Consider the following 21218-nt stretch of genomic DNA (forward strand, 5'->3'; position numbering starts at 1 on the left):
GGCCCGATCCTCAATCGATGAACGCATGCATTGCCCGCTCCCTTCTGCAGTCGCTCCTGGCGCTGTTTCTTGTTGCGGCGGCAGTTCAGGCGTCAGACGATACCTCCGCGCTCAAGCACAAGCGCGACGATCTCTCCGAGGCCGACCTTCGCCGCGTCGAGGCGATCACTGTGCCGGTCACGGATTTCTCCAAGGCAGAACGATACGAGGCGATGTCGGCGGGAGCCGGAACGTCGATCGCCCCGAACGATCAGGACAGCTTCACTCAGTTTTCCGCAAACTTGGCTTTCGAGGATGAAGAGGGATTCAAGCTGGGCGATGCGCTGTTCGAAAAGCTCTGGGTGTCCTCGCCCTCGTCAACCCAGGCGTCCGATGGCCTGGGGCCGCTCTACAATGCAAGGTCCTGCCTCAGCTGCCATCCGCGCGATGGGCGTGGCGGCCCGCCCGAAGGCGCCAGCGACGGCACCTCGATGCTCTACCGGCTCGCCCGGGCGCCGCGCAACGACGGCGAACGGCAGATGCTGGCGACCTACGACATGGCCAATTTCCCCGACCCGATCTACGGCGCGCAGTTGCAGGACAGGGCGGTGCCGGGGCTTGCCGCCGAAGGTCAGATGAAGATGACCTACTCCGAGCTGCCGGTCACGCTGGCGGACGGCGAACTGGTCTTCCTGCGCAAGCCGACCTATGCGGTGCGCGATCTCGCCTACGGCGCCCTTGATCCGACAACGACGCTTTCGCCGCGGGTGGCGCCGCAGATGATCGGATTGGGACTGATCGAGGCGATCCATGAGGCGGATATCCTTTCCCGTGCAGACCCTGATGACGCCGACGGCGACGGCATCAGCGGGCGCGCCTCGCTGGTTCGCGATCGCGCGACCGGAGAAATTGCGCTTGGTCGCTTTGGCTGGAAGGCACAGACCCCGACGGTGCGCCAGCAGACGGCGGATGCCTTCGCCGCCGATATCGGCCTTTCGACCCCGGATCTCGACCGCAGTTTTGGCGACTGCACCGAAGGGCAAACGGCCTGCCTCGGCCTGCCGACCGGCGTCCAGGCGCGTCTCGGCGCGGTCGAGGCTCCGGACCCGGTGCTGGGACTGGTCACCTTCTACTCGGCCAATCTGGCCGTTCCGGCGCGGCGCAAGGCGAGCTTTCCAAAAACCCTGCGCGGCAAGGAGATCTTCTACCAGAGCGGCTGCGCTTCCTGCCACACCCCGAAATACGTGACGCGTCGCGACGCTGCCCACAAGGCACAGGCGTTCCAGCTGATCTGGCCCTATTCCGACTTCCTGCTCCATGACATGGGAGACGGCCTTGCCGATGGCCAGACCGTAGGTATCGCCAATGGCCGCGAATGGCGCACGCCGCCGCTCTGGGGCATCGGACTGACGAAGGCGGTGAGCGGCCATACGTTCCTGCTGCACGACGGGCGGGCCCGCAATTTTACCGAAGCCATTCTGTGGCATGGTGGAGAGGGCGAAAAAGCGCGAGACGCCTTTGCCGCGCTTTCCACACGTGACCGCCGTGACCTCCTCGCATTCCTGGAGTCTCTTTGATGTCTCATATGCCTTCGCTTGCCCTCGGCCTTTGCCTGGCCGCTCTGTCCCTGCCGGCCATGGCGCAGGAGGGAAGCGCGCTGTCGCCCCGTGTCGTCAACGAGGCTGCCGTGCCAGCCGTGATGGCTAGGGCGGTCGACGATTTCATTATCCCCGGCTACCGCAACCTGTCGGACAAGACCGCGCTGCTGACGAAGGCGTCGGCCGCCCTTTGCGAGGTCCCGTCGGCGGCATCGCAGGAGAAAGCGCAAGAAGCATTTTCCGACCTGGTACAGGCCTGGTCGACGGTCGAAATCATCCGTTTGGGGCCGGCGCTCGAGCAGAACCGCTTCGAGCGCTTCCTGTTCTACCCCGACCGCAAGAGCACGGGCCTGAAACAGGTGCAGGCCATTCTTGCCAAGGGCGACGAGACGGCGACCGACGTCGCATCGCTCAAGGGCAAGAGCGTCGCGGCGCAAGGACTGGGCGCACTGGAATACGTGCTCTACGGCAATGGCTCCGATGTGCTGGCGAGCAAGGACGGCGATTTCCGTTGCCGCTACGGCGTGGCGATCTCGCAGAACCTCGACGCCATCGCCAACGAGTTCCTGGCGGAGTGGCAAAAGCCTGAGGGCATCCAGGCCGCCTGGAAAAAGCCGGGCCCTGGAAATCCTCAATTTCGCGACAGCAAGGAGGCGGCAACCGAGCTGCTCGGCATTTTCGTGCACGGCGTCGAGATGGTGAAGGACCAGCGGCTGAAGCCGTTCTATGCCGGAACCGTCGACGGCAAGCAGGACAAGGGACATCCGAAGTCGGCGATCTACTGGCGGTCGGAAAACACCATGCCCTCGATCGCCGCCAACTTCCGCGGCCTGCATACCCTGTTCAAGGTGGCCGACATGGAAAGCCTGCTTCCGAACGACAGCCGCTCGGTCGCCGGGTCGGCAGACTTCGTCTTCAAGTCGGTCATCGGCATCTCGCAGACCATCGACGGTCCGATCGGCGAGGCGATCGCCGATGACAAGAGCCGGGCCAAGCTCGATTTTCTCACGCTCAACACCGCCGATCTTCTCGACCGGCTGAACAAGGATTTCGGCGGTGCCATCGGCCTTGGCGCCGGCTTCTCCTTTGCCGACGGCGACTGAGCAGACAGCCCTTAGCCGAGGCTGTTGACAATCCCCCCGTTTGGGCGCAAAGCGCTCCCTTGTCCGCTCTCGCGGCCACGTTTCACCACAAGGATCAACTTGCAATGAACCCCGACAGTCGAAGTCGAGCCTTCATGCTCACGACCGCTCGGTCCTGATTGATCAGGGCTTCGTGGCGGTCGGATGACTCGCCCTATGGAGCCCAAAATGCTGCGCATCTACAAAAGCCAGAACAGCCATCTCGTGCTCGTCGACATGCTCGACGGCCTTGCCTCTCCGACGCCGGTCATCTGGTTCGACCTGCTCAATCCGTCCGTGGAGGAGACCCGGCTGGTCGAAGGCCAACTCGGCATCGAAATCCCGACCCGGGACGAGATGCAGGAAATCGAGCTGTCCGACCGGCTCTACCAGGAAGACGGCGCGCAGTTCATGACCATGACGGCCGTTGCCAAGCTCGACAGCGACTACCCGGTCAAGGTTCCCGTGACCTTCATCGTCAAGGGCGTGACGCTCGTGACCGTACGCCACGCCGACCCGAAGCCGTTCCAGACCTATGCCAACCGGCTGCAGAAGGCCAACGGCCAAGGCTGCGAAACTGGCGAACTGGCGATGCTGGGGCTTCTCGAAGCGATGATCGACCGCACCGCCGACGCACTCGAGCGGGCCGGCAGCGAGGTCGACGGTATTTCGCGTGAAGTGTTCCGCAAGACCAATGCCAGCGCCACCAAGAAGACACGCGACTTGCAGTCGCTGATCGAGCAGATCGGCCAGAAGGGTGACCTTCTGACGATCATTCGCGAAAGCCTGGTCAGCATCGGTCGGCTGGTCGCCTATCACGTGGCGCTCGAAGGCATCGGTCCGCGCAAGGCGGCTAAGGAAAGCCGGCAGCGGATCAAGTTGATCCAGCGCGATGCGACATCGCTCGGCGACCACGCGCTGTTCCTGTCGAACAAGATCAACTTCTTGCTCGACGCGACGCTCGGCCTGATCAATCTGGAGCAGAACCAGATCATCAAGATATTCTCGGTCGCTGCCGTCGTGTTCCTGCCGCCGACACTGGTCGCCTCGATCTACGGCATGAACTTCGAGGTCATGCCCGAGCTGCAGTGGCAGTTCGGATATCCCTATGCCCTGGCGCTGATGGTGCTTTCGGCGATCGTGCCGTTCCTCTACTTCAAGCGGCGGGGCTGGCTCTGACAGAGTCATCTGCTACATCGTAGCGACAAGGATCGGCGGCGGAATTCCGGTGCCGGTCCGATAAGATGGCAGGCGAGGAATGGCCATGCGCGCCACCACGGGTCTGATCGACCGTCGCAATTTCATCAAGATGGCCGGCGCCGCCTGGGTGGCGACGCTCGGCGCTCGCGGCGCCTTTGCGCTCGAGCGCGCCGACGCGGTCTTTGCCTCCGCTTTCATGGCGCCGGACGGAAGCTATGGCGTTGCCACACTGACCGAGGCCGGCGAGATCGTCGAGCGCACGGCGCTTCCGGCACGCGCCCACGGCATGGCCCATTCAGCCGCCAGCAAACGGACGGTGGCGTTTTCCCGCCGCCCCGGCACCTATGCGATGATCCTTGCGACCGACGGCAGCGCCGAGCCGGTGGTCATCGCGGCCGCCGAGGGCCGGCACTTCTATGGCCATGGCTGCTTTTCTGCCGATGGCCGCCTGCTCTACGCCACCGAAAACGACTTTGCCGCCAATCGCGGCATGATCGGCATCTACGACGGCAGCCGACATTTTGCCCGCATCGGCGAGTTCCCGACCTATGGCATCGGCCCGCATGACATGACGCTTTCCGCCGATGGACGGATGCTGGCCATCGCCAATGGCGGCATCGAGACTCATCCGGATTTCGGCCGCACCAAGCTCAATCTCGACCATATGGAACCGAGCCTGACACTGGTCGACACCGAGACCGGCGCGCTGATCCAAAAACACATACTGCCGGGCGAACTCAACCGTCTCTCCACCCGCCACGTCGATATCGGCCCGAAGGGCGAAATCTGGTTTGCCTGCCAATACGAAGGTGCGCGCGACGACCTGCCGCCGCTCGTCGGCCATTTTTCCCATGGCGAAGATCTCGCCTTCGTGTCGCTGCCCGAAAGCACGACCGAGGCCTTGGCCAATTATGTCGGCGCCATAGCCGTCAACCGCCAGGAGGGATTGATCGGCCTCACCTCGCCCAAGGGTGGCGTTGCCGTGACGCTCGATGCCCGCACGGGTGCGGTGTTGAGGCAAGAGCGCGTGACCGACGCCGCCGGTGTCGCGGCGGCCGAGCATGGTTTTGCCGTGTCGTCCTATGACGGCCGCTTCAAGGACCGTCAAAGCCGTGTCGCCTGGGACCAGCATATCGTCCGGCTCGGCCGGGACTGACGGCCCACGTCACGCGGAGAAGCGACCCTCGCCGGCCAGCTTTGCCAAATTGTCCCATCGATAGGCGGTCTGATCGTGGTTCTCACCGCCGAGGCTGACCTGGCCCTGGCCGACGGCGACCGCCCCCAGGCGTTCGTAAAACGCTCGGTTCGGATTGCTGGAAAGCACCCAGGCAAACAGCGACGCGCCGCCCAGCTCCCGGCAGTGGGCCGCGACGCTGCGCACGAGCGCCGAGCCGATGCCGGCCCCTTGAAACTCCTTGAGGATATAAAGCGCATAGAGTTCGCGGTCGAAGCGCGGCGGCATCGAGCGGGCCTTTCCATAATTGGCAAAGCCGATCACCCGGTTCGTGCTCATGTCGACCGCGACCAGGTGGAAAACGTCGACAACGCGCATGCGCCGGGCATGGCGCAACGCCTGTTCCTCGATGCTCATGGCATCGAGGAAGGCATCGGAAATCAGCCCGCGAAACGTCGATCGCCAGGTTTCGACGATGACGGAAGCGATCATCATGATGTCATCAGGACCGGCCGGCCGGATGTCGATGCGTCGGAAGCTTTTCATGGCAGAGATATAGGTGGCGCATGGTCGCTTCGAAACAGCAGCCCCCGCTGGAAAGCGCATCAGGGCACTCTATCTGTCGACGCCATGAACAGACCCCTCGTCTACACAGTCTTCATCGCTGCCGTTCTCGGTCTCGGGCTTCTCATCGGCTACAACAACATCCCCGGCGAATGGTACCAGTCACTGGCAAAGCCGGTCTTCAATCCACCCAACTGGATCTTCGCCCCGGTCTGGTCGGTGCTCTACGTGATGATCGGCATCGTCGGCGCCCGGCTGTTTCTTGACCATCGCCGTACCGCCGCGATGCGATTGTGGCTCGCGCAGATGATCTTCAACTTCCTGTGGTCGCCGCTGTTCTTCGGCCTGCAGGACATCGCGTCGGCACTGATTGTCATCATCGCGCTGCTGATCGCAGTCGCCGGTGTCATCGTCGCAAGCTGGCAAAGAGACCGCGCTTCGGCCTTGCTCTTCCTGCCCTATCTCGCCTGGGTGGCATTCGCGACCGTACTCAACGGCTCGATTTTCCTCATGAATTGAGCTTGTCGCACTGGTGCGGCCGTGCCACTGTCCGTCGATCGATATGGGAGGCAATCGGGCCTGCCGCGACAGCCAGGGCCGTACAGACTGATGGACGACAGCGATCCCCCAGATTTCCGCAGGCGCATAAGGGAAAGCTTCGCACGGCAGGCGGCCATGGAAACGATCGGCGCAGAACTGACGCTGGTCGAGCAGGGTACCGTCGAGATCGAGCTGCCCTTTGACGAAAAGCTGACGCAGCAGCACGGCTTCCTGCATGCGGGCGTGATCTCCGCCGCGCTCGATTCGGCCGGCACCTATGCCGCCTATTCCGTCATCGACCCCGACGCCTCTATCCTGACGATCGAATTCAAGGTCAACCTGCTGTCGCCGGGGCGCGGCGAGCGCTTCCTGTTTCGCGGCGAGGTCACCAAGCCCGGCACGACGATCATCGTCTCCGACGGGCGCGGCTACGCCATCCGCTCGGACGGGCCGGCCAAGCTGATCGCCTCGATGACCGGCACGATGATGGTCATCCGCGGACGCGAGGGTATCGAAGGATGAAGGTCGAAATGAAGGACGTCGCCGGCCGCAAGGTTCTCTATGTCATGGCTGTCGATGCCGAGTACGGTCCTCATCTCAAGGCACGGATCGCGCCGCTGATGACCGGCGTCGGACCGGTCGAGGCCGCAGTCACGCTGACGAAGACGCTGGCAGGCCTTGCCTCCAAAGACACTCTGCCTGATCTCGTCGTCTCGCTCGGTTCGGCGGGTGCGGCCAAGCTTGAACAGACCGAAGTCTATCAGGCGACATCGGTCGGCTACCGCGACATGGACGCCTCGGTGCTCGGTTTCGAGAAAGGCGCGACGCCGTTTCTCGACCTTCCCGCCGTCGTTTCGCTGCCGCTGCGCATTCCTGGGATCAAGGAGGCCCGGCTTTCGACCGGCGCCAACATCGTCTCCGGCACCGCCTATGACGGCATCGACGCCGACATGGTGGAAATGGAGACCTATGCGGTGCTACGCGCCTGCCAGTCTTTCGGCGTGCCGCTCATCGCGCTTCGCGGCATTTCCGACGGTAAGGCGGAACTCAAGCACGTCAACGACTGGACGGAATATCTAGATGTCATCGACGAGAAGCTCGCCGGCGTCATCGACAGGCTTGAGACAGCGATCGGCACGGGCGAAATCCGGCTCTGAAAGCCCGGAATTGTCGGGGTGCAATCTAATCGTTGCGCAGAGGACGGGCTTTGATTAAAGGCTCGCCATGATCAAGCTTGTTTGAAGGCCCGACATGACCCAGACAGCCCATCCCGACACCGTTCTCATCGTCGATTTCGGCAGCCAGGTGACGCAGCTCATCGCCCGGCGCGTGCGCGAATCCGGTGTTTATTGCGAAATCGTGCCGTTCCAGTCGGCGGACGAAGGTTTTCAGCGGCTAAAGCCGAAGGCCGTCATCCTCTCCGGCAGCCCGGCTTCCACCCTCGACATCGGCTCSCCGCGCGCGCCTTCGATGATCTTCGATTCCGGCCTGCCGGTCTTCGGCATCTGTTACGGCCAGCAAACCATGTGCGCCCAGCTGGGCGGCAAGGTCGAGAGCGGCCATCACCGCGAATTCGGCCGCGCCTTCCTCGAAGTCGAGAAGGACTGCGCGCTGTTCGACGGCGTCTGGTCGCTCGGCTCGCGCCACCAGGTCTGGATGTCGCATGGCGACCGCGTCACGGCGATCCCCGAAGGCTTCGAGGTCGTGGCGACATCCGCCAACGCCCCCTTTGCCTTCATTGCCGACGAGAAGCGCAAGTACTACGCCGTGCAGTTCCACCCGGAAGTGGTGCACACGCCCGACGGCGCCAAGCTGATCGCCAACTTCGTGCACAAGATCGCCGGCATCAAGGGCGACTGGTCGATGTCGGCCTACCGCGCCAAGGCCGTGGACGCGATCCGCAAACAGGTCGGCGACAAGAAGGTGATCTGCGCGCTTTCCGGCGGCGTCGACAGCTCGGTCGCAGCGCTCCTGATCCACGAGGCAGTCGGCGACCAGCTGACCTGCATCCTCGTCGACCATGGCCTGATGCGCAAGGACGAGGCGAAGAACGTCGTCGCCATGTTTGAAGAGCACTATAATCTGCACCTGCTGCACGTCGACGCTTCCGACCGCTTCATCGGCGAACTGGAAGGCCAAAGCGATCCGGAAACCAAGCGCAAGATCATCGGCCGCCTGTTCATCGAGGTGTTCGAGGAAGAGGCAAAGAAGCTCGGCGGCGCGGATTTCCTTGCCCAGGGCACGCTTTATCCCGACGTCATCGAAAGCGTTTCCTTCACCGGCGGCCCGTCGGTGACGATCAAGTCGCACCACAATGTCGGCGGCCTGCCGGAACGCATGAACATGCAGCTGGTCGAGCCGCTGCGCGAGCTGTTCAAGGACGAAGTCCGGGTGCTCGGCCGCGAACTCGGCCTGCCCGACAGCTTCATCGGCCGCCACCCGTTCCCCGGACCGGGCCTTGCCATCCGTTGCCCTGGTGGCATCAGCCGCGAGAAGCTCGAGATCCTGCGCGAAGCCGACGCGATCTATCTCGACGAAATCCGCAAGGCCGGCCTCTACGACGCCATCTGGCAGGCGTTTGCCGTGCTGCTGCCGGTCCAGACCGTCGGCGTCATGGGCGACGGCCGCACTTACGAGTTCGTCTGTGCGCTGCGGGCCGTCACCTCGGTCGACGGCATGACCGCCGACTTCTACCACTACGACATGGAATTCCTCGGCCGTGCGGCAACGCGCATCATCAACGAGGTCCGTGGCATCAACCGCGTGGTCTACGACGTCACGTCGAAGCCGCCCGGCACGATCGAGTGGGAATAACGGGCAATCGGCGGCAATAGCGTAGCTTTGGGCGGCGATTTTCTCGCCCGCGCTGCTGCCAGCCGTCTATTCCTCACGTGCGCCGAGCGCCATGATGGCGCTGTCCGGTCGATTAGTCCAACCGCACCCAATCGATGGCTTCGAGCACATACGGCGCGAACAGGAAGTCCCGGATCTGGATGATCCGGCTTTCCGACCAGCCGATCAGGACGAAATGTGCAGGCCGTTCCGTCGAGCCGGTGCTGTCGAACACCAGCATGGCCGGCTGTCCTTCAACCGCGCCGAAGGCGAACCGCCACTTCGTCACTTCGCCATAGCGGGTAAAATAGTGGCCGATCCTGTCGCGTCCTTCGAGTTGCAGCCGGTTTACCAGATCGAGCTTCACGTCATCGGCGAGCATGGCGCGAATTGCGTCGAAATCACCGCTCTGAAAGAGACGGACATAGGCGGTCATCTTCCGCCGGTCCGGCTCTGACATCAGCGGCAGCCTGATATCGTCGGGTGCCTGCGCAAGTTCCCGGAGTGCAACGCGCCCGCGCTGTAGCGCCGATTTGGCGGCGGCGGGCGAGCAGCCCGCGATCCCGGCGATCTCGTCGATCGAATGACCCAGGACATCCTTGAGGATCACCGCGCAGCGCTGAAGTTCAGGCAGCCGCAGAAACGTCTGGAAGCTGAACGCGACGATTTCCGCCTCAGGGATGGGCGCCGCCTCGACGTCTTCGGTGAGCGAGACGACCGTGTTGCGCGACCGCTCGCGCAGGAAATCGAGGCTCGTGTTGTGGGCGATGCGAAACAGCCAGCCCTCGAGACTATCGACCTCGACTCCTTGGGCTCGTGCGTTGAGCGCCTTGACGAGCGTATCCTGCAAGACATCCTCGCCATTGACCGCCGATCCCGTCATGCGCGCGCAGTAGCGATGAAGGCGTGGTCTGAGCGCATTCAGACGGTCCTCGAAATGGTCGGTATTCATGCACCAAGACCTCCGGCGCTTGCCCGCTCCGCCTGGGACTGGGCGCTGATTTCGATCAGTATCTTCGACAGCTTGGCCGGTTGTGACAGGAATGGCGAGTGGCTGGTCTCCAAAGTGTGGGTCGTCGTCTTGCCGCCGATGGCAACGTCTACGGTCGCAATCATGTGATCCTGACCGGCCAACGGAACCGCGCGGTCCTGTGTGGTGCGGATGTAGTGGCGCGGCACGGTGCCAAATCCTTCCGGCGTAATGGCCGATGGAGCCACGGCGCCGGCATTCGATTCGTCGTAGTGAAGATGCAGCGCCGCCTGCGCGAATTCCACCTCCGGCACGTCGCCATAAAACGAAGCCTTGAGAAGCGATCGATAGGCGACGTCTGTCGATCGCGGATTGATCCTTGTCGCACCGATGCCGACGGGGTCGCCCACGAACAACCCGGGCGACAGGGCCGAAGACATGGTTTCGTGTTGCAGCATCGCCAGCAACGGCATGCCGTTCGGCACCATGAACCCGGCGATATAAACGACTGCGAGAAGCTGGTCCGGAACCCTTTCGGCGACCGCCGAAATCGTCATCCCGCCGGCCGAGTGCCCGACCAGGATGACCTTGCCGCCGCCGAGGGCCGCGGCCTCTTTTACCAGCTCGACAACCGCTTCCGTCCGCTCCAGCTGCGTAATGCCGGCGCTGGGTGACGGCTCCGTGGCAAAAGCAATGGGGTCGAACGGACGAAGGCCGAGCGACGGTGGGGCTATGGCATTGACCCCCGCGCCGGGAAGGTCGAGCGTCAAGGCCGAAAAGCCATTGGCTTCAAGTATCGGCGTCACCTTGTCCCATGTCGAGCGGTCGTGCCAACCGCCATGGATCAGGACAAAAACTGCTTTGGTCACTGCCATTCCCTCAGTCCACTTTACTCTGACCTTACGATATTTGCGGCCTGTGCAAGCGGCCAACTGCCAGCGTCGGTTCAAACTTCCCTGTCGTCGAAAAGGAACATTTCAACACCAGAGTCGTCAGGCGCAAAAAGTCGTCGATCCGCCGCAGCGGCCTGACCTTCCGGGCTTGCAAACGCCTTGTTGATCGCCGCAAGGTCATCGAAATGCAGCGTTCCAATGCGATGAATTTTGGACGTTCCGACTGGCCTTGCGATCGGGCCGTCGCTGACCTCGTATTTCCTGAGCCCAGGGATCTTCTTGGCGAGAGGCACGTGGATCTCGAAATAATGCTGGTCGAACGCCTCGACATTATCAGGTGTTGGGTAAATCACGACCATGCGGGCCATTGCGATTCCTCCGTTGTTTCGGTGTGTGCCAAGCCTCACCGGGTTTCGCCAAACACCGCCGAGCCGATGATCGAATCGAGGCTCGCCAGCTCAAGGATCTCAGGGAAGTAGGCTTTCATGCGCGGGTCGCTGCGCATCGCCTCGACCGCTGCAGGGGTCTCCCACTCGGAGTAGATGACGACGCCGGTGCCGTCATTTGCCGCGATCAACCGGGTCGTCTTCCAGCCTTCAAGCGTGCGGACAACCGTGTCGGTGTTCAGCTTCAGGAGCGCGATCAGCGCATCCTGCTTCCCGGGTTTGACCTTCAGCAGATTGATCAAAATGACTGACTCGTCGGACATGGCATGTCTCCTTTTTGTTTCGAACACATCAAGGACGACCGGAAGGGTGAAAACGGATCGCGACGTTTGAAAATTTTGGGAAATGGTTCTCTGCGGAGCGGGGCCTGCTGACTGAAATAAGCAGTCCAAGCCATCGCCACAACAACGGAAGAGCCGTAGCCTTACCTGACAAAAAACAATAGTGTTGACTAATTAATCAGTATGCACTAATTGTTTTGTCATGATTGAAACCGCACCCATCACCGCCGTCATGCGCGCCCTTGCCGATCCGACCCGGCGTGCCGTGTTCGAGCGCATCGCCAATGCCGACGAGATCACGGTGGTCGAACTGACGCGCGGCAGCGGCGTGACGCAGGGTGCCATTTCGCAGCATCTCAAGTCATTGAAGCAGGCGGGCCTCGTCAGCGAGCGTCCCGAAGGCCGCAACGTCTATTACCGCGCTGAGCCCGAAGGCCTCGAGCCGCTTGTCGACTGGATGAGCCATTACGGCGCCTTCTGGCGCGAACGGTTTGCAAACCTCCGCACTCTCTTGAAGGAGATCGATCCATGAATGAAGTAGTGTTGCAGCCCCACACGCAGGACATCGTGGTAGACGAGGTCTTCCCCCACGCCCCCGAGACGATCTGGAAAACCTTGACGAGCGGCGCCTTGATAAGCCGCTGGATGATGGTTGCGACAGGCTTCGAGCCGGTCGAAGGCAACCGCTTCACCTTCCAGACCACGCCGGCCGGCGAATGGGATGGCGTCATCCACTGCCGGGTGCTGGAGGTGAAACCGAACGAGCGGTTCGTCTACGCCTGGAAAGGCGGGCACGAGGCCAATGCCGGCTATGGCTCGCGTCTTGACACGGTCGTTACATGGACCCTGTCCAGGGTCCACAACGGCACGCGCCTTCGCCTCGTTCATTCCGGCTTCGTGACGCCGAGAAACGACACCGCCTTCAAGAACATGAGCGAAGGTTGGAAGAAGGTTCTGACGCGGATCGGCACCGTGACCGAAGGGCAGGACTGAGACGACACCCAAAGCCTGACGCGGGCGCCGTGCCCGCGTCCTTGACGCGCCCGGTTCGGCAAGCGCCGTAGCGCCATCACGAACACAAGCAAAACAACTGATTGCGATGCCCGACCATCGAGCACGCTCGATGACGTACGCGTTGCCGTCCCCAGAGCCCAAGGAGCAATGACATGAGCAAGCCCTATACCGGTGGATGCGCCTGCGGCGCGATCCGTTACGAGATCTCTGGAGAACCGGTTTTCTCAAACGATTGTCAGTGTCGCGACTGCCAGAGCGAGAGCGGCACCGGACACGGATCGCACCTGACCTTCAGGCGAGACGGCGTGAAGCTCGAAGGCAAGGCGACGCTGTGGGACATGGTCGCCGATAGCGGCAACGTGAAGACCCGGGCCTTTTGTCCCACCTGCGGTTCGCCCGTCTATATGACCTTTGCCGCAATGCCCGAATTCTTCACCGTGCGCGCGGCGAGCCTCGACGATCCGAGTCGCTACAAGCCCCAGGTCGTCACCTATGGATCACGCGGCTACGCTTGGGACCACCTCGACCCGACGCTGCCGAAGTTTGACAAGATGCCGCCGATGTAAAGACCAGGCGAACGGACATCGAAGTTTTCCAGGGCGCGCCGTCGCGCGCCCTACCCCATCCCCATCGCGTAGCAACCGAGCAAATGCGCCATGCCGCGTTCGGTATTGCCGAACAGTAGATCCGCCTTCTGGCGGCTAGTTCGAACAGATCACGCCTGTCATCTTCTCTCCATCGAAACGCCAATCGGCGCACACCGAAAAAACAGGAGAGACCAATGCTTCGTTCCCTCATCACCGGCGCAGCCATAGCCTTCGCCGTCCCGGCACTCGCCGACGTTCAGCCCTATCCGGCGACGTTTACAACGGAAACCATCGCCACCAACGGCACGACCCTGCATGTGCGCGTCGGCGGTTCGGGGGCCGACCGTCGTGCTGCTGCACGGCTACGGCGAGACCGGCGACATGTGGGCGCCGCTTGCTGCCGAGCTTGTCCGCGATCACCGCGTCATCGTGCCCGATCTCAGGGGCATGGGGCTCTCGGACAAGCCGGCGACCGGCTATGACAAGAAGACAGAAGCGCAGGATATCGCCGGCGTGCTCGACGCGTTGAAGGCCGACAAGGTCGACGTGGTGGCACACGATATCGGCAACATGGTCGGTTACGCCTTTGCCGCCCAGTATCCGACACGAACGACAAAGCTGGTGCTGATGGACGCGCCGCTTCCCGGCGTCGGCCCGTGGGAAGAGATCCTGAAGAACCCGCTGCTGTGGCACTTCCGTTTCGGCGGGCCTGACATGGAGCGCTTGGTGGCCGGCCGCGAGCGCATCTACCTCGACCGCTTCTGGAACGAATTCTCCGCCGATCCGAAGAAGTGGAACGAGGCCTCGCGCGAACACTACGCCAAGCTCTATGCCCAGCCGGGCGCGATGCGGGCGGGCTTCGCCCAGTTCGCCGCCTTCGATCAGGACGCGATCGACAACCAGGCCTTCCTGAAACAGGGCAAGCTCGGCATGCCTGTCCTGGCCGTCGGCGGCGAAAAATCCTTCGGCCCGACAATGGCCGTCGTAACCCGCTTTGCCGCCAACAATGTCACCGAGGTGGTCATTCCCGCTTCCGGCCATTGGTTGATGGAGGAACAGCCCGAAGCGACGGTGAAGGCGATCCGCAGCTTTCTCGACGCGGAATGATCGAGGGTGCCTACGAAGCGGCCATTGACCAGAGCCGGCGCAAGCACTTTGCGCCGGCTCTTTTCGCATCATGGCCAGCGCGCAGCGCGATAGCTCTCAAGCTCCGGCTGGGCGTCAGGTCGGCGGAATGAAAGGCTGGCTGATCGCCTGGAATACGGCCAACGCCTCCAGCATTTCCCCGTGTGCCCGTAGCGCCGGATAGTTGGAGATCGCGATCAGCTCGGGATGGACCTCGCACAGGAAACGCAGCACCACTGCCACGGCGATATCGGCATGGCCAATGCGCTCCCCGAACCAGAACTCCGAGGTACCCTCCGACCGGCCGGCCTCCAATACGCCGAGCGCCGCCTCCATCTGGTGACGGCAGCGATCGACCCAGAGGGCCGAGACTTCGCCGTGCAGACGCTTCTCGTAGAACAGGCTGACGGCCTTGTCGCCGAGCCCGGTTGCAAGCGCCGCAACCTTAAGCGCCCGATGTCGGGCGGGTTCGAACCTTGGAAACATTGCGCGTTCATCGGAAACAAGGCCGTCGAGATAATCGAGAATGATGTGGCTATCGATCAACGCGGTACCGTCGTCCAGCACCAGGGTCGGGACGCGCGTCAGCGGATTGTAGGCACGAAGCCTGTCGGCATCGCCGAAGGAGGACCAGGGGCGGTGCTCGAATTCCATGCCGTATAGCGTGAGCGCGATGCCGACGCGGCGGACGAAGGGAGAATCATATTGGCCGATCAGGATCATCTGCAGGGTCCCGTCTGGTGAGAGCGCAGCCAGAAGACAACGGATGCGCGGCAAAAGCAAAGCCTTGCTCCGCCCCCATCAACGCCCGCGCTCCCCGTTTCTAGCCACTTGCAGAGCCTATCGGGAATGCCGATAAGCCTTCGACACGAGACAAAAGGGGGAGACCATGGACATCTCGGAAATCATCATCGCCGGCGACACCGCAGGCATCGAATGGCGCCTTCCGGTCTTCCGCTTCAAGGGCAGGAGCCCCGACGCACCGAAGACCTATATTCAAGCGGCACTGCACGCCAACGAACTGCCCGGCACCGCGCTGGCGCATTTCCTCCTGCAGAAGCTCGCTGACGCGGAGAAGAACGCCGCCATTCTCGGCGACATCACCGTCGTGCCGCAGGCAAACCCCATCGGCACCGCGCAATCGCATTTCGGCGAACTGCAGGGCCGGTTCGATCTCGGCTCGCGCACCAATTTCAACCGCGATTTTCCGCTGATCGCACTCGGCGAGCGCGACAGCCTTCTCGAGGATCTTGATCGTTACTCGGCCACGGATCGGCTGAAGCGGCAATTGCTGCATATGGCGCTCGGCGCCGACTTGATGCTCGACCTGCATTGCGACGACGAAGCGCTGCAATATGCCTATATCGACGACGCCTTCTGGCCGGAGGCGGCCGACCTTGCCGCAGCTCTCGACATGGAGGCGGTGCTTCTTTCGGATGGCGAAAGCTCCGCCTTCGAAGAGGCCGTCGCCTACGCCTGGAAGTATGAGGCAGCCGGTCAGATGAAGACGAGCCTTCCGGGGCGGCTCTCCGTCACGGTCGAGCTTCGCGGCACACGCGACGTCTATCCTGACATGGCACGCAAGGATGCCGAAGGCGTGCTGCGCTTCCTCGCCCAGCGCGGCGTGGTCGCCGGCGACAGGGCAGCACTTCCAGCATTCGGCGGCATCGTCGCGCCGCTCGACAACATCGAGCTGATCCGCGCTCCGGAATCCGGCGCCATCCTCTTCCACCGCGATATCGGCGAGAGGGTGAAGGCCGCCGATCTGCTCGTGACGATCCTTAGCCGTCCCGGCCGGCCAGACGGCGCCATCGAAGTCCGCGCACCGCAGGACGGGCTGATTGTTACCCGGGTATCGACAAGGCTTGCCCGTCGCCGCGCGGACCTGATGAAAATCGCCTGCGCAACCGCGTCAAGCGCCGCACGCAAGCCCGGCCCGCTGGAAGCCTGAAGCCAAGCCAAAGCTGTGGCTTTGTCCGGAACGTCCTGAGAACGTTCCGGACATCACCGCGACATCGTCGCGGTCATCTTCGGACTGTCGAGAAGGATGGTCGAGCGCAGAGTCTTGATCTCGCCGATCTGCTCGAACTCGGTCCACAATAGCCGTTTGTAGTCGGCGACATCACGTACGGCGATCTTCAGCAGAAAGTCGAAATCACCGGCAACCGTATGGCACTCCACCACCTCGGGCATGCGCGACACCAGTTCGATGAAACGCTGCCCGACCTTGCTTGCGGTCCGCTCCAGCGTCACTTCGAGAAAGGCCTGGAAGCCGACCCCCGCCGCCTTCGGATCGACCACGACCGTTTGCCGGATAACACCTTCCGAGTAGAGCCGCGCCAACCGGCGCGACAGCGGTGCCGGCGAAAGCCCGACCCGCGCCGCAAGCTCGTTGTTGCTGCGCAACGCGTCCTCGACAAGCAATCGGATAATCCGCCGGTCGATCGCATCGAGTTTGGACGCTCCGCGCTCCGTCATAGCCAGCCCTTCCCGCTCTCTTCAGCGTTTGCGCAAATCAGCAAAAGAAATGCATCGATTTACGCAATTCGATCTATGCGAATATTGTCTCCGTGGCAAATCCGGCATCGATTTTGCGCTGTCTCTGATTTAAAGAAGAAGCCTGTCGAGAGCCGGAGGACGGTTCTCGGCGCGACCTTTCTCGATCGCCCATCGCTACTCTGTCACTGCCAAGGAGGAATTCCGGCATGTTCGACGCTCTGACCCGCCAACCCGACGATCCGTTGCTGGCCCTGATCGGGCTCTATCGCAAGGACGAGCGCCCTGGAAAGGTCGATCTCGGCGTCGGAGTCTACCGCGACGAAACCGGCCACACGCCGATCTTCCGCGCGGTCAAGGAAGCGGAAAAGCGGCTGCTCGCAACGCAGGACAGCAAGGCCTATGTCGGCCCCGAGGGCGACCTCATTTTCGTCGATCACCTCTGGACGCTGGTCGGTGGCGACACGATCAACCGAAGCCATTTGGCCGGCGTGCAGACGCCGGGCGGCTCCGGCGCGCTAAGGCTTGCGGCCGACCTCATCCGCCAGATGGGCGGCAAGCGCATCTGGATCGGCCTGCCGAGCTGGCCGAACCATGCCAGCATCTTCAAGGCCGCGGGCCTTGAGACGGCCGGCTATCCATTCTTCGACGTCCCGTCCCAGACCGTGCTCTTCGACACCATGATGAGCGCGCTCCAAGGTGCTTCGGCCGGCGACGCCGTGCTGCTGCATGCCGGCTGCCACAACCCGACGGGCGGCGTGATCACCGATACGCAATGGCTGGAGATCGCGGCCGTCGTCGCCGAGCGCGGCCTGCTGCCGTTGATCGACCTTGCCTATCAGGGCTTCGGCCGCGGATTGGACGAGGACGTAACGGGCCTTCGCCATCTCATCGGCATCGTCCCGGAAACCCTGATCGCCGTCTCCTGCTCGAAATCGTTCGGGCTCTACCGCGAGCGCACCGGCGCCATCTTTGCCGTGACCGCCTCGTCCTCGTCGGCCGACACGGTCCGCTCCAACCTCGCCGGCCTGGCGCGCACCAGCTACTCGATGCCGCCGGATCACGGCGCCGCCATCGTGCGCACCATCCTGTGCGATGCCGACCTGGCGCGCGACTGGAGAGAAGAACTTGAAACCATGCGCCAGCGTATATCAGGCATTCGCCGATCGCTTGCCGAAGGCCTGCGCGACCGCTGGCAGGCGCTTGGCGCCGTCGCCGACCAGGAAGGCATGTTCTCGCTGCTGCCGCTTTCGGAAGCGGATGTGATGCGGCTCAGGAACGAACACGGCATCTACATGCCGGGTTCCGGCCGCATCAACATTGCCGGACTGAAGACGGCCGAAGTCGATGACGTCATCGGCAAGTTCAAGAACCTCTAAGGACTGAAAAGACGATGAACGCCGAGCCAATGATCAATACCCAGGACGTGCCCGCCGAGCGCCACCACCTCTTTGAGGATGCGTTGGCGATCCTGACGGGCACGCTGATCATGTCGCTCGGCGTCATCATCTACAGCAAGGCGATGCTGCTGACGGGCAGCACCTCCGGTCTGGCCCTTCTTTTGCAATACGCGACCGGCGCGCAATTCTGGCTGGTGTTCTCGCTCATCAATCTGCCGTTCTATGTCCTGGCGATCAAACGGCTCGGCTGGATGTTTGCGCTGCGCACCTTTCTTGCGGTCACGTTGGTGGCGCTGTTTTCGAAGTTGACGGCAGGATGGGTGGAATTCGCCAAGCTCGACCCGATCTACGCGACCATTGTCGGCGGCGGATTGATGGGCACCGGCCTGCTGATCCTCTTTCGCCACCGCACCGGGCTCGGCGGCATCAACATTCTGGCGATCTATCTGCAGGAGAAGTACGGCATCCGCGCCGGCTATTTCCAGCTTGCCGTCGATCTTACGATCCTTGCCGCCGCCTTCTTCGTGCTGCCGCCGGCCAACCTGGTTCTGTCCGTAGTTGGCGCCGCCGTCGTCAACATGACGCTTGCCATCAACCACAAGCCGGGCCGCTACGTCGGCGTAACCTGAGACACCGGCAAGGTCTTCCCTCTCCCTGAGAGGGAGGCTATCACTCCCAGCACGAATTTGCCGCAAGGCAGGAAAGGCATGGGAATGACGGTCACGATCTACGGCATCAAGAATTGCGACACGATGAAAAAGGCGCGCACCTGGCTCGACGGCCAGGGCATCGCCTATCGCTTCCACGACTACAAGGTCGAGGGCATCGACCGAGCCCATCTCGATCGCTGGTGCAAGGAGGCAGGCTGGGAAATCGTGCTCAACCGCGCCGGCACCACCTTCCGCAACCTGCCCGATGCCGAAAAGCAGAACCTCGATACCGACAAGGCAATCGCGCTGATGCTGGCACAGCCCTCGATGATCAAGCGTCCGGTGATCGAGGCCAACGGCAACCTGTTGATCGGCTTCAAGCCGGACCTCTACGAGGCCCTGTTTCACAAGACCAACGCCTGACGCCGGGAGAGGCACGATGTCCAAGACCACCCGCGCAACTCAGGCGCTTGCCAAGGCCGGCGTTGTCTTCACCGTCCACACCTACGACTACGACCCGAACGCCGAGCGCGTCGGGCTGCAGGCGGCAGAAGCACTCGGCGAGGATCCGAGCCGGGTGCTGAAGACGCTGATGGCCGAGGTCGACGGCAAGCCAGTCTGCTGCGTGGTGCCATCCGATCGCGAAGTCAGCATGAAGAAACTGGCCGCGGCCTTCGGCGGCAAGTCGGCAGCGATGATGAAGCCTGCTGATGCCGAGCGCCTGACCGGATATCATGTCGGCGGCATCAGCCCGTTCGGGCAGAAGAAGCTGGTGCCGACCGCGATCGAAGAAGCGGCGCTTTCCGAAGCACAGGTCTACATCAATGGCGGCCAGCGCGGGCTTCAGGTGCGGCTGGCACCTGGCGACGCACGAACGGCACTCAAGGCCGTGGCGGCACCGCTGATCGCCTGACGCCGACATGAACACTCCAGGATGTCCTTGGGCATTCCAGGCGTGTTCTGAGATCGAGAGCGCTTCCGGTTTAGACAGAGCCGCAGAAACGCTCTATCTCCCTGTTTTGACACATTTCCTGACGGAAAACCGCTTCGCACTTTTCCTGGAAATGCTCTAGCGAAGCCTTGCGAGCAGACTAGCCAGTTGCTGCGCTTCGTCCGTACCCAGTTTTGTGCCGACATGGGCCTCGATCGAACCGGAATAGACCTCCCACATGCGCTCGCGTGTCGCACGCCCTTTGTCAGTCACGACCACCCAGCGCCCGCGCCCGTCGGCGTCGAAAGCCTCGCGCCGAACCAGCCCTTCCCGTTCAAGCCGGTCGATCAAACGCGAGAGATTGTATTGGGCAAGCAAGGTGCGGGACTCGATCTCGAAGGGACGCAGCTTGCCGTCCTCCGCCTGCACCAGTTCCCAGAGCACATCATACCAGCCGAGCGGCGGCAGACCGGCCCTCTTGAAATCCGCCTCGATCGCCGAAAGCACGCGCCGTTGCGCGCGCATGAGGCCGATCCAGGCCTGTGTGGCAGCCGGCGTCGGCCGCAGTTCTCCATTCTTCGAAATATCGCTCATAGATGCAATTACATTGATCTTGAAAGTGTTGGCAAGCACACATACATGCAGATGCATCTACATTGATCAACCCAGGAGACCACCCATGAGCAGTGCCCTTACCCTGATCAGCCATCATCTCTGCCCCTATGTGCAGCGCGCTGCGATCGCGCTTGCCGAAAAGGGTGTCGCCTTCGATCGCGCGAGCATCGATCTGGCCGCCAAGCCAGACTGGTTCCTGAAAATCTCGCCGCTCGGCAAGGTGCCGTTGCTGCAGATCCCGCAGACGACCGGCGAGGCCGTCCTGTTCGAAAGTTCGGTGATCTGCGAATACCTCGAGGAGACACAGGCTGGCGTCCGGCTTCACCCGACGGACCCTCTGGAACGGGCACGCCACCGCGGCTGGATGGAATACGGCTCGTCGATCCTCTCGGACCTCTGGGGCTTCGAGACCACCGGGGCTGCCGACGCTTTCGAGCAGAAGCGCCAGGTGATCGCCGCGAAGTTTGCGACGATCGAAACCGTTCTGGGCGACGGGCCCTATTTCGCCGGAACGGATTTCTCCCTGGTGGATGCAGTCTTTGCGCCGATCTTCCGCTATTTCGACCTGTTCGACACGTTGGTCGACCACAAGATCTTCAGCGGCCTTGCCCGTGTTTCCGCCTGGCGGCAGGCCCTGGCGGAACGCTCGAGCGTCAAGGCTGCCGTGGCATCGGACTATGGCGAGCGTCTGATGATTTTCTTGAAGCAGCACGACGCCTATCTGCTGCGTGCGCAATAGAGCGGCCCCACGGCCCTTCTTTTTCGGCGCGCGCCATCCTATGACAGATGCGAACAACGGGAG

Annotated in this window: 25 protein-coding genes and 1 pseudogene; 18 read left to right on the top strand and 8 right to left on the bottom strand. The window is 62.6% G+C overall.

What is annotated here, in order from left to right; genetic code table 11:
* The first annotated feature begins 17 nt into the window (after positions 1-17).
* From ASD02_RS03315 to ASD02_RS03330, 4 genes are all read left to right on the top strand, one after another.
* Entirely contained in the window at positions 18-1556 is a 1539-nt protein-coding gene (locus tag ASD02_RS03315; RefSeq protein ID WP_057212524.1) for a di-heme oxidoredictase family protein, read from the top strand.
* Positions 1556-2680, top strand: coding sequence for an imelysin family protein (locus ASD02_RS03320; RefSeq protein WP_025425599.1), 1125 nt, complete (start codon positions 1556-1558; stop codon positions 2678-2680). Before ASD02_RS03315 ends, ASD02_RS03320 begins: the two co-directional genes overlap by 1 nt.
* Before the next feature lie 207 nt (positions 2681-2887).
* Complete coding sequence (locus ASD02_RS03325) at positions 2888-3877, top strand: magnesium transporter CorA family protein (RefSeq protein ID WP_025425598.1); 990 nt, start codon at positions 2888-2890, stop codon at positions 3875-3877.
* 85 nt (positions 3878-3962) lie between these two features.
* Positions 3963-5054 (top strand): DUF1513 domain-containing protein, encoded by a 1092-nt coding sequence (locus ASD02_RS03330; protein ID WP_025425597.1) that lies wholly within the window; start codon positions 3963-3965, stop codon positions 5052-5054.
* 9 nt (positions 5055-5063) lie between these two features.
* Here ASD02_RS03330 and ASD02_RS03335 read toward each other — a convergent pair whose 3' ends face one another.
* The gene (locus ASD02_RS03335; protein ID WP_025425596.1) at positions 5064-5618 is read right to left on the bottom strand and encodes a GNAT family N-acetyltransferase; all 555 of its coding nucleotides are present in this window, start codon (positions 5616-5618) and stop codon (positions 5064-5066) included.
* A gap of 84 nt (positions 5619-5702) precedes the next feature.
* Between ASD02_RS03335 and ASD02_RS03340 the strand changes: the two genes are divergently transcribed.
* The 4 genes from ASD02_RS03340 to guaA all read left to right on the top strand — a co-directional run bounded on the left by ASD02_RS03340 (position 5703) and on the right by guaA (position 8990).
* The gene (locus tag ASD02_RS03340) at positions 5703-6155 is read left to right on the top strand and encodes a TspO/MBR family protein (protein ID WP_025425595.1); all 453 of its coding nucleotides are present in this window, start codon (positions 5703-5705) and stop codon (positions 6153-6155) included.
* A 90-nt stretch (positions 6156-6245) separates the two neighbouring features.
* Entirely contained in the window at positions 6246-6698 is a 453-nt protein-coding gene (locus ASD02_RS03345; RefSeq protein ID WP_025425594.1) for a PaaI family thioesterase, read from the top strand.
* On the top strand, positions 6695-7333 hold the full coding sequence (locus tag ASD02_RS03350) for a 5'-methylthioadenosine/S-adenosylhomocysteine nucleosidase (protein WP_025425593.1): 639 nt from the start codon (positions 6695-6697) through the stop codon (positions 7331-7333). Before ASD02_RS03345 ends, ASD02_RS03350 begins: the two co-directional genes overlap by 4 nt.
* A gap of 94 nt (positions 7334-7427) precedes the next feature.
* The gene (gene guaA / locus ASD02_RS03355) at positions 7428-8990 is read left to right on the top strand and encodes a glutamine-hydrolyzing GMP synthase (RefSeq protein ID WP_025425592.1); all 1563 of its coding nucleotides are present in this window, start codon (positions 7428-7430) and stop codon (positions 8988-8990) included.
* A 112-nt stretch (positions 8991-9102) separates the two neighbouring features.
* Here the strand turns inward: guaA and ASD02_RS03360 are convergent, their stop codons facing one another.
* The 4 genes from ASD02_RS03360 to ASD02_RS03375 form a co-directional block, all read right to left on the bottom strand.
* Positions 9103-9960 carry a sigma-70 family RNA polymerase sigma factor gene (locus tag ASD02_RS03360; RefSeq protein WP_025425591.1) on the bottom strand — a complete coding sequence of 286 codons (858 nt, stop codon included), beginning with the start codon at positions 9958-9960 and terminating at the stop codon, positions 9103-9105.
* Positions 9957-10847 carry an alpha/beta fold hydrolase gene (locus ASD02_RS03365; RefSeq protein ID WP_162255895.1) on the bottom strand — a complete coding sequence of 297 codons (891 nt, stop codon included), beginning with the start codon at positions 10845-10847 and terminating at the stop codon, positions 9957-9959. The genes ASD02_RS03360 and ASD02_RS03365 overlap by 4 nt, the downstream gene beginning before the upstream one ends.
* Positions 10848-10924: 77 nt before the next feature.
* Complete coding sequence (locus tag ASD02_RS03370) at positions 10925-11239, bottom strand: EthD family reductase (protein ID WP_025425589.1); 315 nt, start codon at positions 11237-11239, stop codon at positions 10925-10927.
* Positions 11240-11274: 35 nt separating this feature from the next.
* Entirely contained in the window at positions 11275-11580 is a 306-nt protein-coding gene (locus ASD02_RS03375) for an antibiotic biosynthesis monooxygenase family protein (RefSeq protein ID WP_025425588.1), read from the bottom strand.
* A gap of 220 nt (positions 11581-11800) precedes the next feature.
* Here ASD02_RS03375 and ASD02_RS03380 point away from each other — a divergent pair, with 220 nt between their 5' ends.
* The 4 genes and pseudogenes from ASD02_RS03380 to ASD02_RS03395 all read left to right on the top strand — a co-directional run bounded on the left by ASD02_RS03380 (position 11801) and on the right by ASD02_RS03395 (position 14306).
* Complete coding sequence (locus ASD02_RS03380; RefSeq protein WP_025425587.1) at positions 11801-12130, top strand: metalloregulator ArsR/SmtB family transcription factor; 330 nt, start codon at positions 11801-11803, stop codon at positions 12128-12130.
* On the top strand, positions 12127-12591 hold the full coding sequence (locus tag ASD02_RS03385) for an SRPBCC domain-containing protein (protein WP_025425586.1): 465 nt from the start codon (positions 12127-12129) through the stop codon (positions 12589-12591). Before ASD02_RS03380 ends, ASD02_RS03385 begins: the two co-directional genes overlap by 4 nt.
* Positions 12592-12764: 173 nt before the next feature.
* Entirely contained in the window at positions 12765-13178 is a 414-nt protein-coding gene (locus ASD02_RS03390; RefSeq protein ID WP_025425585.1) for a GFA family protein, read from the top strand.
* A gap of 215 nt (positions 13179-13393) precedes the next feature.
* Positions 13394-14306: pseudogene (locus ASD02_RS03395) on the top strand (alpha/beta hydrolase).
* Between the two features lie 114 nt (positions 14307-14420).
* On the opposite strand, the gene ASD02_RS03400 reads toward ASD02_RS03395, so the two are convergent.
* Positions 14421-15047, bottom strand: a complete 627-nt coding sequence (locus ASD02_RS03400; RefSeq protein ID WP_057219996.1) for a glutathione S-transferase N-terminal domain-containing protein — start codon at positions 15045-15047, stop codon at positions 14421-14423.
* 166 nt (positions 15048-15213) lie between these two features.
* On the opposite strand from ASD02_RS03400, the gene ASD02_RS03405 reads away from it, so the two are divergent.
* Positions 15214-16275, top strand: a complete 1062-nt coding sequence (locus tag ASD02_RS03405) for a succinylglutamate desuccinylase/aspartoacylase family protein (protein WP_025425583.1) — start codon at positions 15214-15216, stop codon at positions 16273-16275.
* Between the two features lie 53 nt (positions 16276-16328).
* On the opposite strand, the gene ASD02_RS03410 is transcribed toward ASD02_RS03405, so the two are convergent.
* A complete protein-coding gene (locus ASD02_RS03410) occupies positions 16329-16802 on the bottom strand; it encodes an Lrp/AsnC family transcriptional regulator (RefSeq protein ID WP_025425582.1) in 474 nt (157 codons plus the stop codon).
* Between the two features lie 227 nt (positions 16803-17029).
* Between ASD02_RS03410 and tatA the strand changes: the two genes are divergently transcribed.
* The 4 genes from tatA (at position 17030) to ybaK (ending at position 19783) form a co-directional block, all read left to right on the top strand.
* Entirely contained in the window at positions 17030-18199 is a 1170-nt protein-coding gene (tatA, locus tag ASD02_RS03415) for a tyrosine aminotransferase (protein ID WP_025425581.1), read from the top strand.
* Between the two features lie 14 nt (positions 18200-18213).
* Positions 18214-18849, top strand: coding sequence for a YitT family protein (locus tag ASD02_RS03420; protein WP_025425580.1), 636 nt, complete (start codon positions 18214-18216; stop codon positions 18847-18849).
* An 84-nt stretch (positions 18850-18933) separates the two neighbouring features.
* Positions 18934-19293, top strand: a complete 360-nt coding sequence (locus ASD02_RS03425; RefSeq protein WP_057204320.1) for an ArsC family reductase — start codon at positions 18934-18936, stop codon at positions 19291-19293.
* Between the two features lie 16 nt (positions 19294-19309).
* Positions 19310-19783, top strand: a complete 474-nt coding sequence (gene ybaK / locus ASD02_RS03430; RefSeq protein ID WP_025425578.1) for a Cys-tRNA(Pro) deacylase — start codon at positions 19310-19312, stop codon at positions 19781-19783.
* Between the two features lie 156 nt (positions 19784-19939).
* Here the strand turns inward: ybaK and ASD02_RS03435 are convergent, their stop codons facing one another.
* The gene (locus ASD02_RS03435) at positions 19940-20395 is read right to left on the bottom strand and encodes a MarR family winged helix-turn-helix transcriptional regulator (RefSeq protein ID WP_025425577.1); all 456 of its coding nucleotides are present in this window, start codon (positions 20393-20395) and stop codon (positions 19940-19942) included.
* 85 nt (positions 20396-20480) lie between these two features.
* On the opposite strand from ASD02_RS03435, the gene ASD02_RS03440 reads away from it, so the two are divergent.
* On the top strand, positions 20481-21155 hold the full coding sequence (locus ASD02_RS03440; protein WP_038575818.1) for a glutathione S-transferase family protein: 675 nt from the start codon (positions 20481-20483) through the stop codon (positions 21153-21155).
* Positions 21156-21218 lie beyond the last annotated feature (63 nt).

Origin of the sequence: Ensifer sp. Root1252, from assembly GCF_001425885.1 — a bacterium.
Classification (GTDB): domain Bacteria; phylum Pseudomonadota; class Alphaproteobacteria; order Rhizobiales; family Rhizobiaceae; genus Ensifer; species Ensifer canadensis.

Bases quoted from the DNA above. Each gene is read 5' to 3' on its own strand.
- ASD02_RS03315 (WP_057212524.1), top strand. From the start codon at position 18: ATGAACGCATGCATTGCCCGCTCCCTTCTGCAGTCGCTCCTGGCGCTG.
- ASD02_RS03320 (WP_025425599.1), top strand. From the start codon at position 1,556: ATGTCTCATATGCCTTCGCTTGCCCTCGGCCTTTGCCTGGCCGCTCTG.
- ASD02_RS03325 (WP_025425598.1), top strand. From the start codon at position 2,888: ATGCTGCGCATCTACAAAAGCCAGAACAGCCATCTCGTGCTCGTCGAC.
- ASD02_RS03330 (WP_025425597.1), top strand. From the start codon at position 3,963: ATGCGCGCCACCACGGGTCTGATCGACCGTCGCAATTTCATCAAGATG.
- ASD02_RS03335 (WP_025425596.1), bottom strand. From the start codon at position 5,618: ATGAAAAGCTTCCGACGCATCGACATCCGGCCGGCCGGTCCTGATGAC.
- ASD02_RS03340 (WP_025425595.1), top strand. From the start codon at position 5,703: ATGAACAGACCCCTCGTCTACACAGTCTTCATCGCTGCCGTTCTCGGT.
- ASD02_RS03345 (WP_025425594.1), top strand. From the start codon at position 6,246: ATGGACGACAGCGATCCCCCAGATTTCCGCAGGCGCATAAGGGAAAGC.
- ASD02_RS03350 (WP_025425593.1), top strand. From the start codon at position 6,695: ATGAAGGTCGAAATGAAGGACGTCGCCGGCCGCAAGGTTCTCTATGTC.
- ASD02_RS03360 (WP_025425591.1), bottom strand. From the start codon at position 9,960: ATGAATACCGACCATTTCGAGGACCGTCTGAATGCGCTCAGACCACGC.
- ASD02_RS03370 (WP_025425589.1), bottom strand. From the start codon at position 11,239: ATGGCCCGCATGGTCGTGATTTACCCAACACCTGATAATGTCGAGGCG.
- ASD02_RS03375 (WP_025425588.1), bottom strand. From the start codon at position 11,580: ATGTCCGACGAGTCAGTCATTTTGATCAATCTGCTGAAGGTCAAACCC.
- ASD02_RS03380 (WP_025425587.1), top strand. From the start codon at position 11,801: ATGATTGAAACCGCACCCATCACCGCCGTCATGCGCGCCCTTGCCGAT.
- ASD02_RS03385 (WP_025425586.1), top strand. From the start codon at position 12,127: ATGAATGAAGTAGTGTTGCAGCCCCACACGCAGGACATCGTGGTAGAC.
- ASD02_RS03390 (WP_025425585.1), top strand. From the start codon at position 12,765: ATGAGCAAGCCCTATACCGGTGGATGCGCCTGCGGCGCGATCCGTTAC.
- ASD02_RS03400 (WP_057219996.1), bottom strand. From the start codon at position 15,047: ATGATCCTGATCGGCCAATATGATTCTCCCTTCGTCCGCCGCGTCGGC.
- ASD02_RS03405 (WP_025425583.1), top strand. From the start codon at position 15,214: ATGGACATCTCGGAAATCATCATCGCCGGCGACACCGCAGGCATCGAA.
- ASD02_RS03410 (WP_025425582.1), bottom strand. From the start codon at position 16,802: ATGACGGAGCGCGGAGCGTCCAAACTCGATGCGATCGACCGGCGGATT.
- tatA (WP_025425581.1), top strand. From the start codon at position 17,030: ATGTTCGACGCTCTGACCCGCCAACCCGACGATCCGTTGCTGGCCCTG.
- ASD02_RS03420 (WP_025425580.1), top strand. From the start codon at position 18,214: ATGAACGCCGAGCCAATGATCAATACCCAGGACGTGCCCGCCGAGCGC.
- ASD02_RS03425 (WP_057204320.1), top strand. From the start codon at position 18,934: ATGACGGTCACGATCTACGGCATCAAGAATTGCGACACGATGAAAAAG.
- ybaK (WP_025425578.1), top strand. From the start codon at position 19,310: ATGTCCAAGACCACCCGCGCAACTCAGGCGCTTGCCAAGGCCGGCGTT.
- ASD02_RS03435 (WP_025425577.1), bottom strand. From the start codon at position 20,395: ATGAGCGATATTTCGAAGAATGGAGAACTGCGGCCGACGCCGGCTGCC.
- ASD02_RS03440 (WP_038575818.1), top strand. From the start codon at position 20,481: ATGAGCAGTGCCCTTACCCTGATCAGCCATCATCTCTGCCCCTATGTG.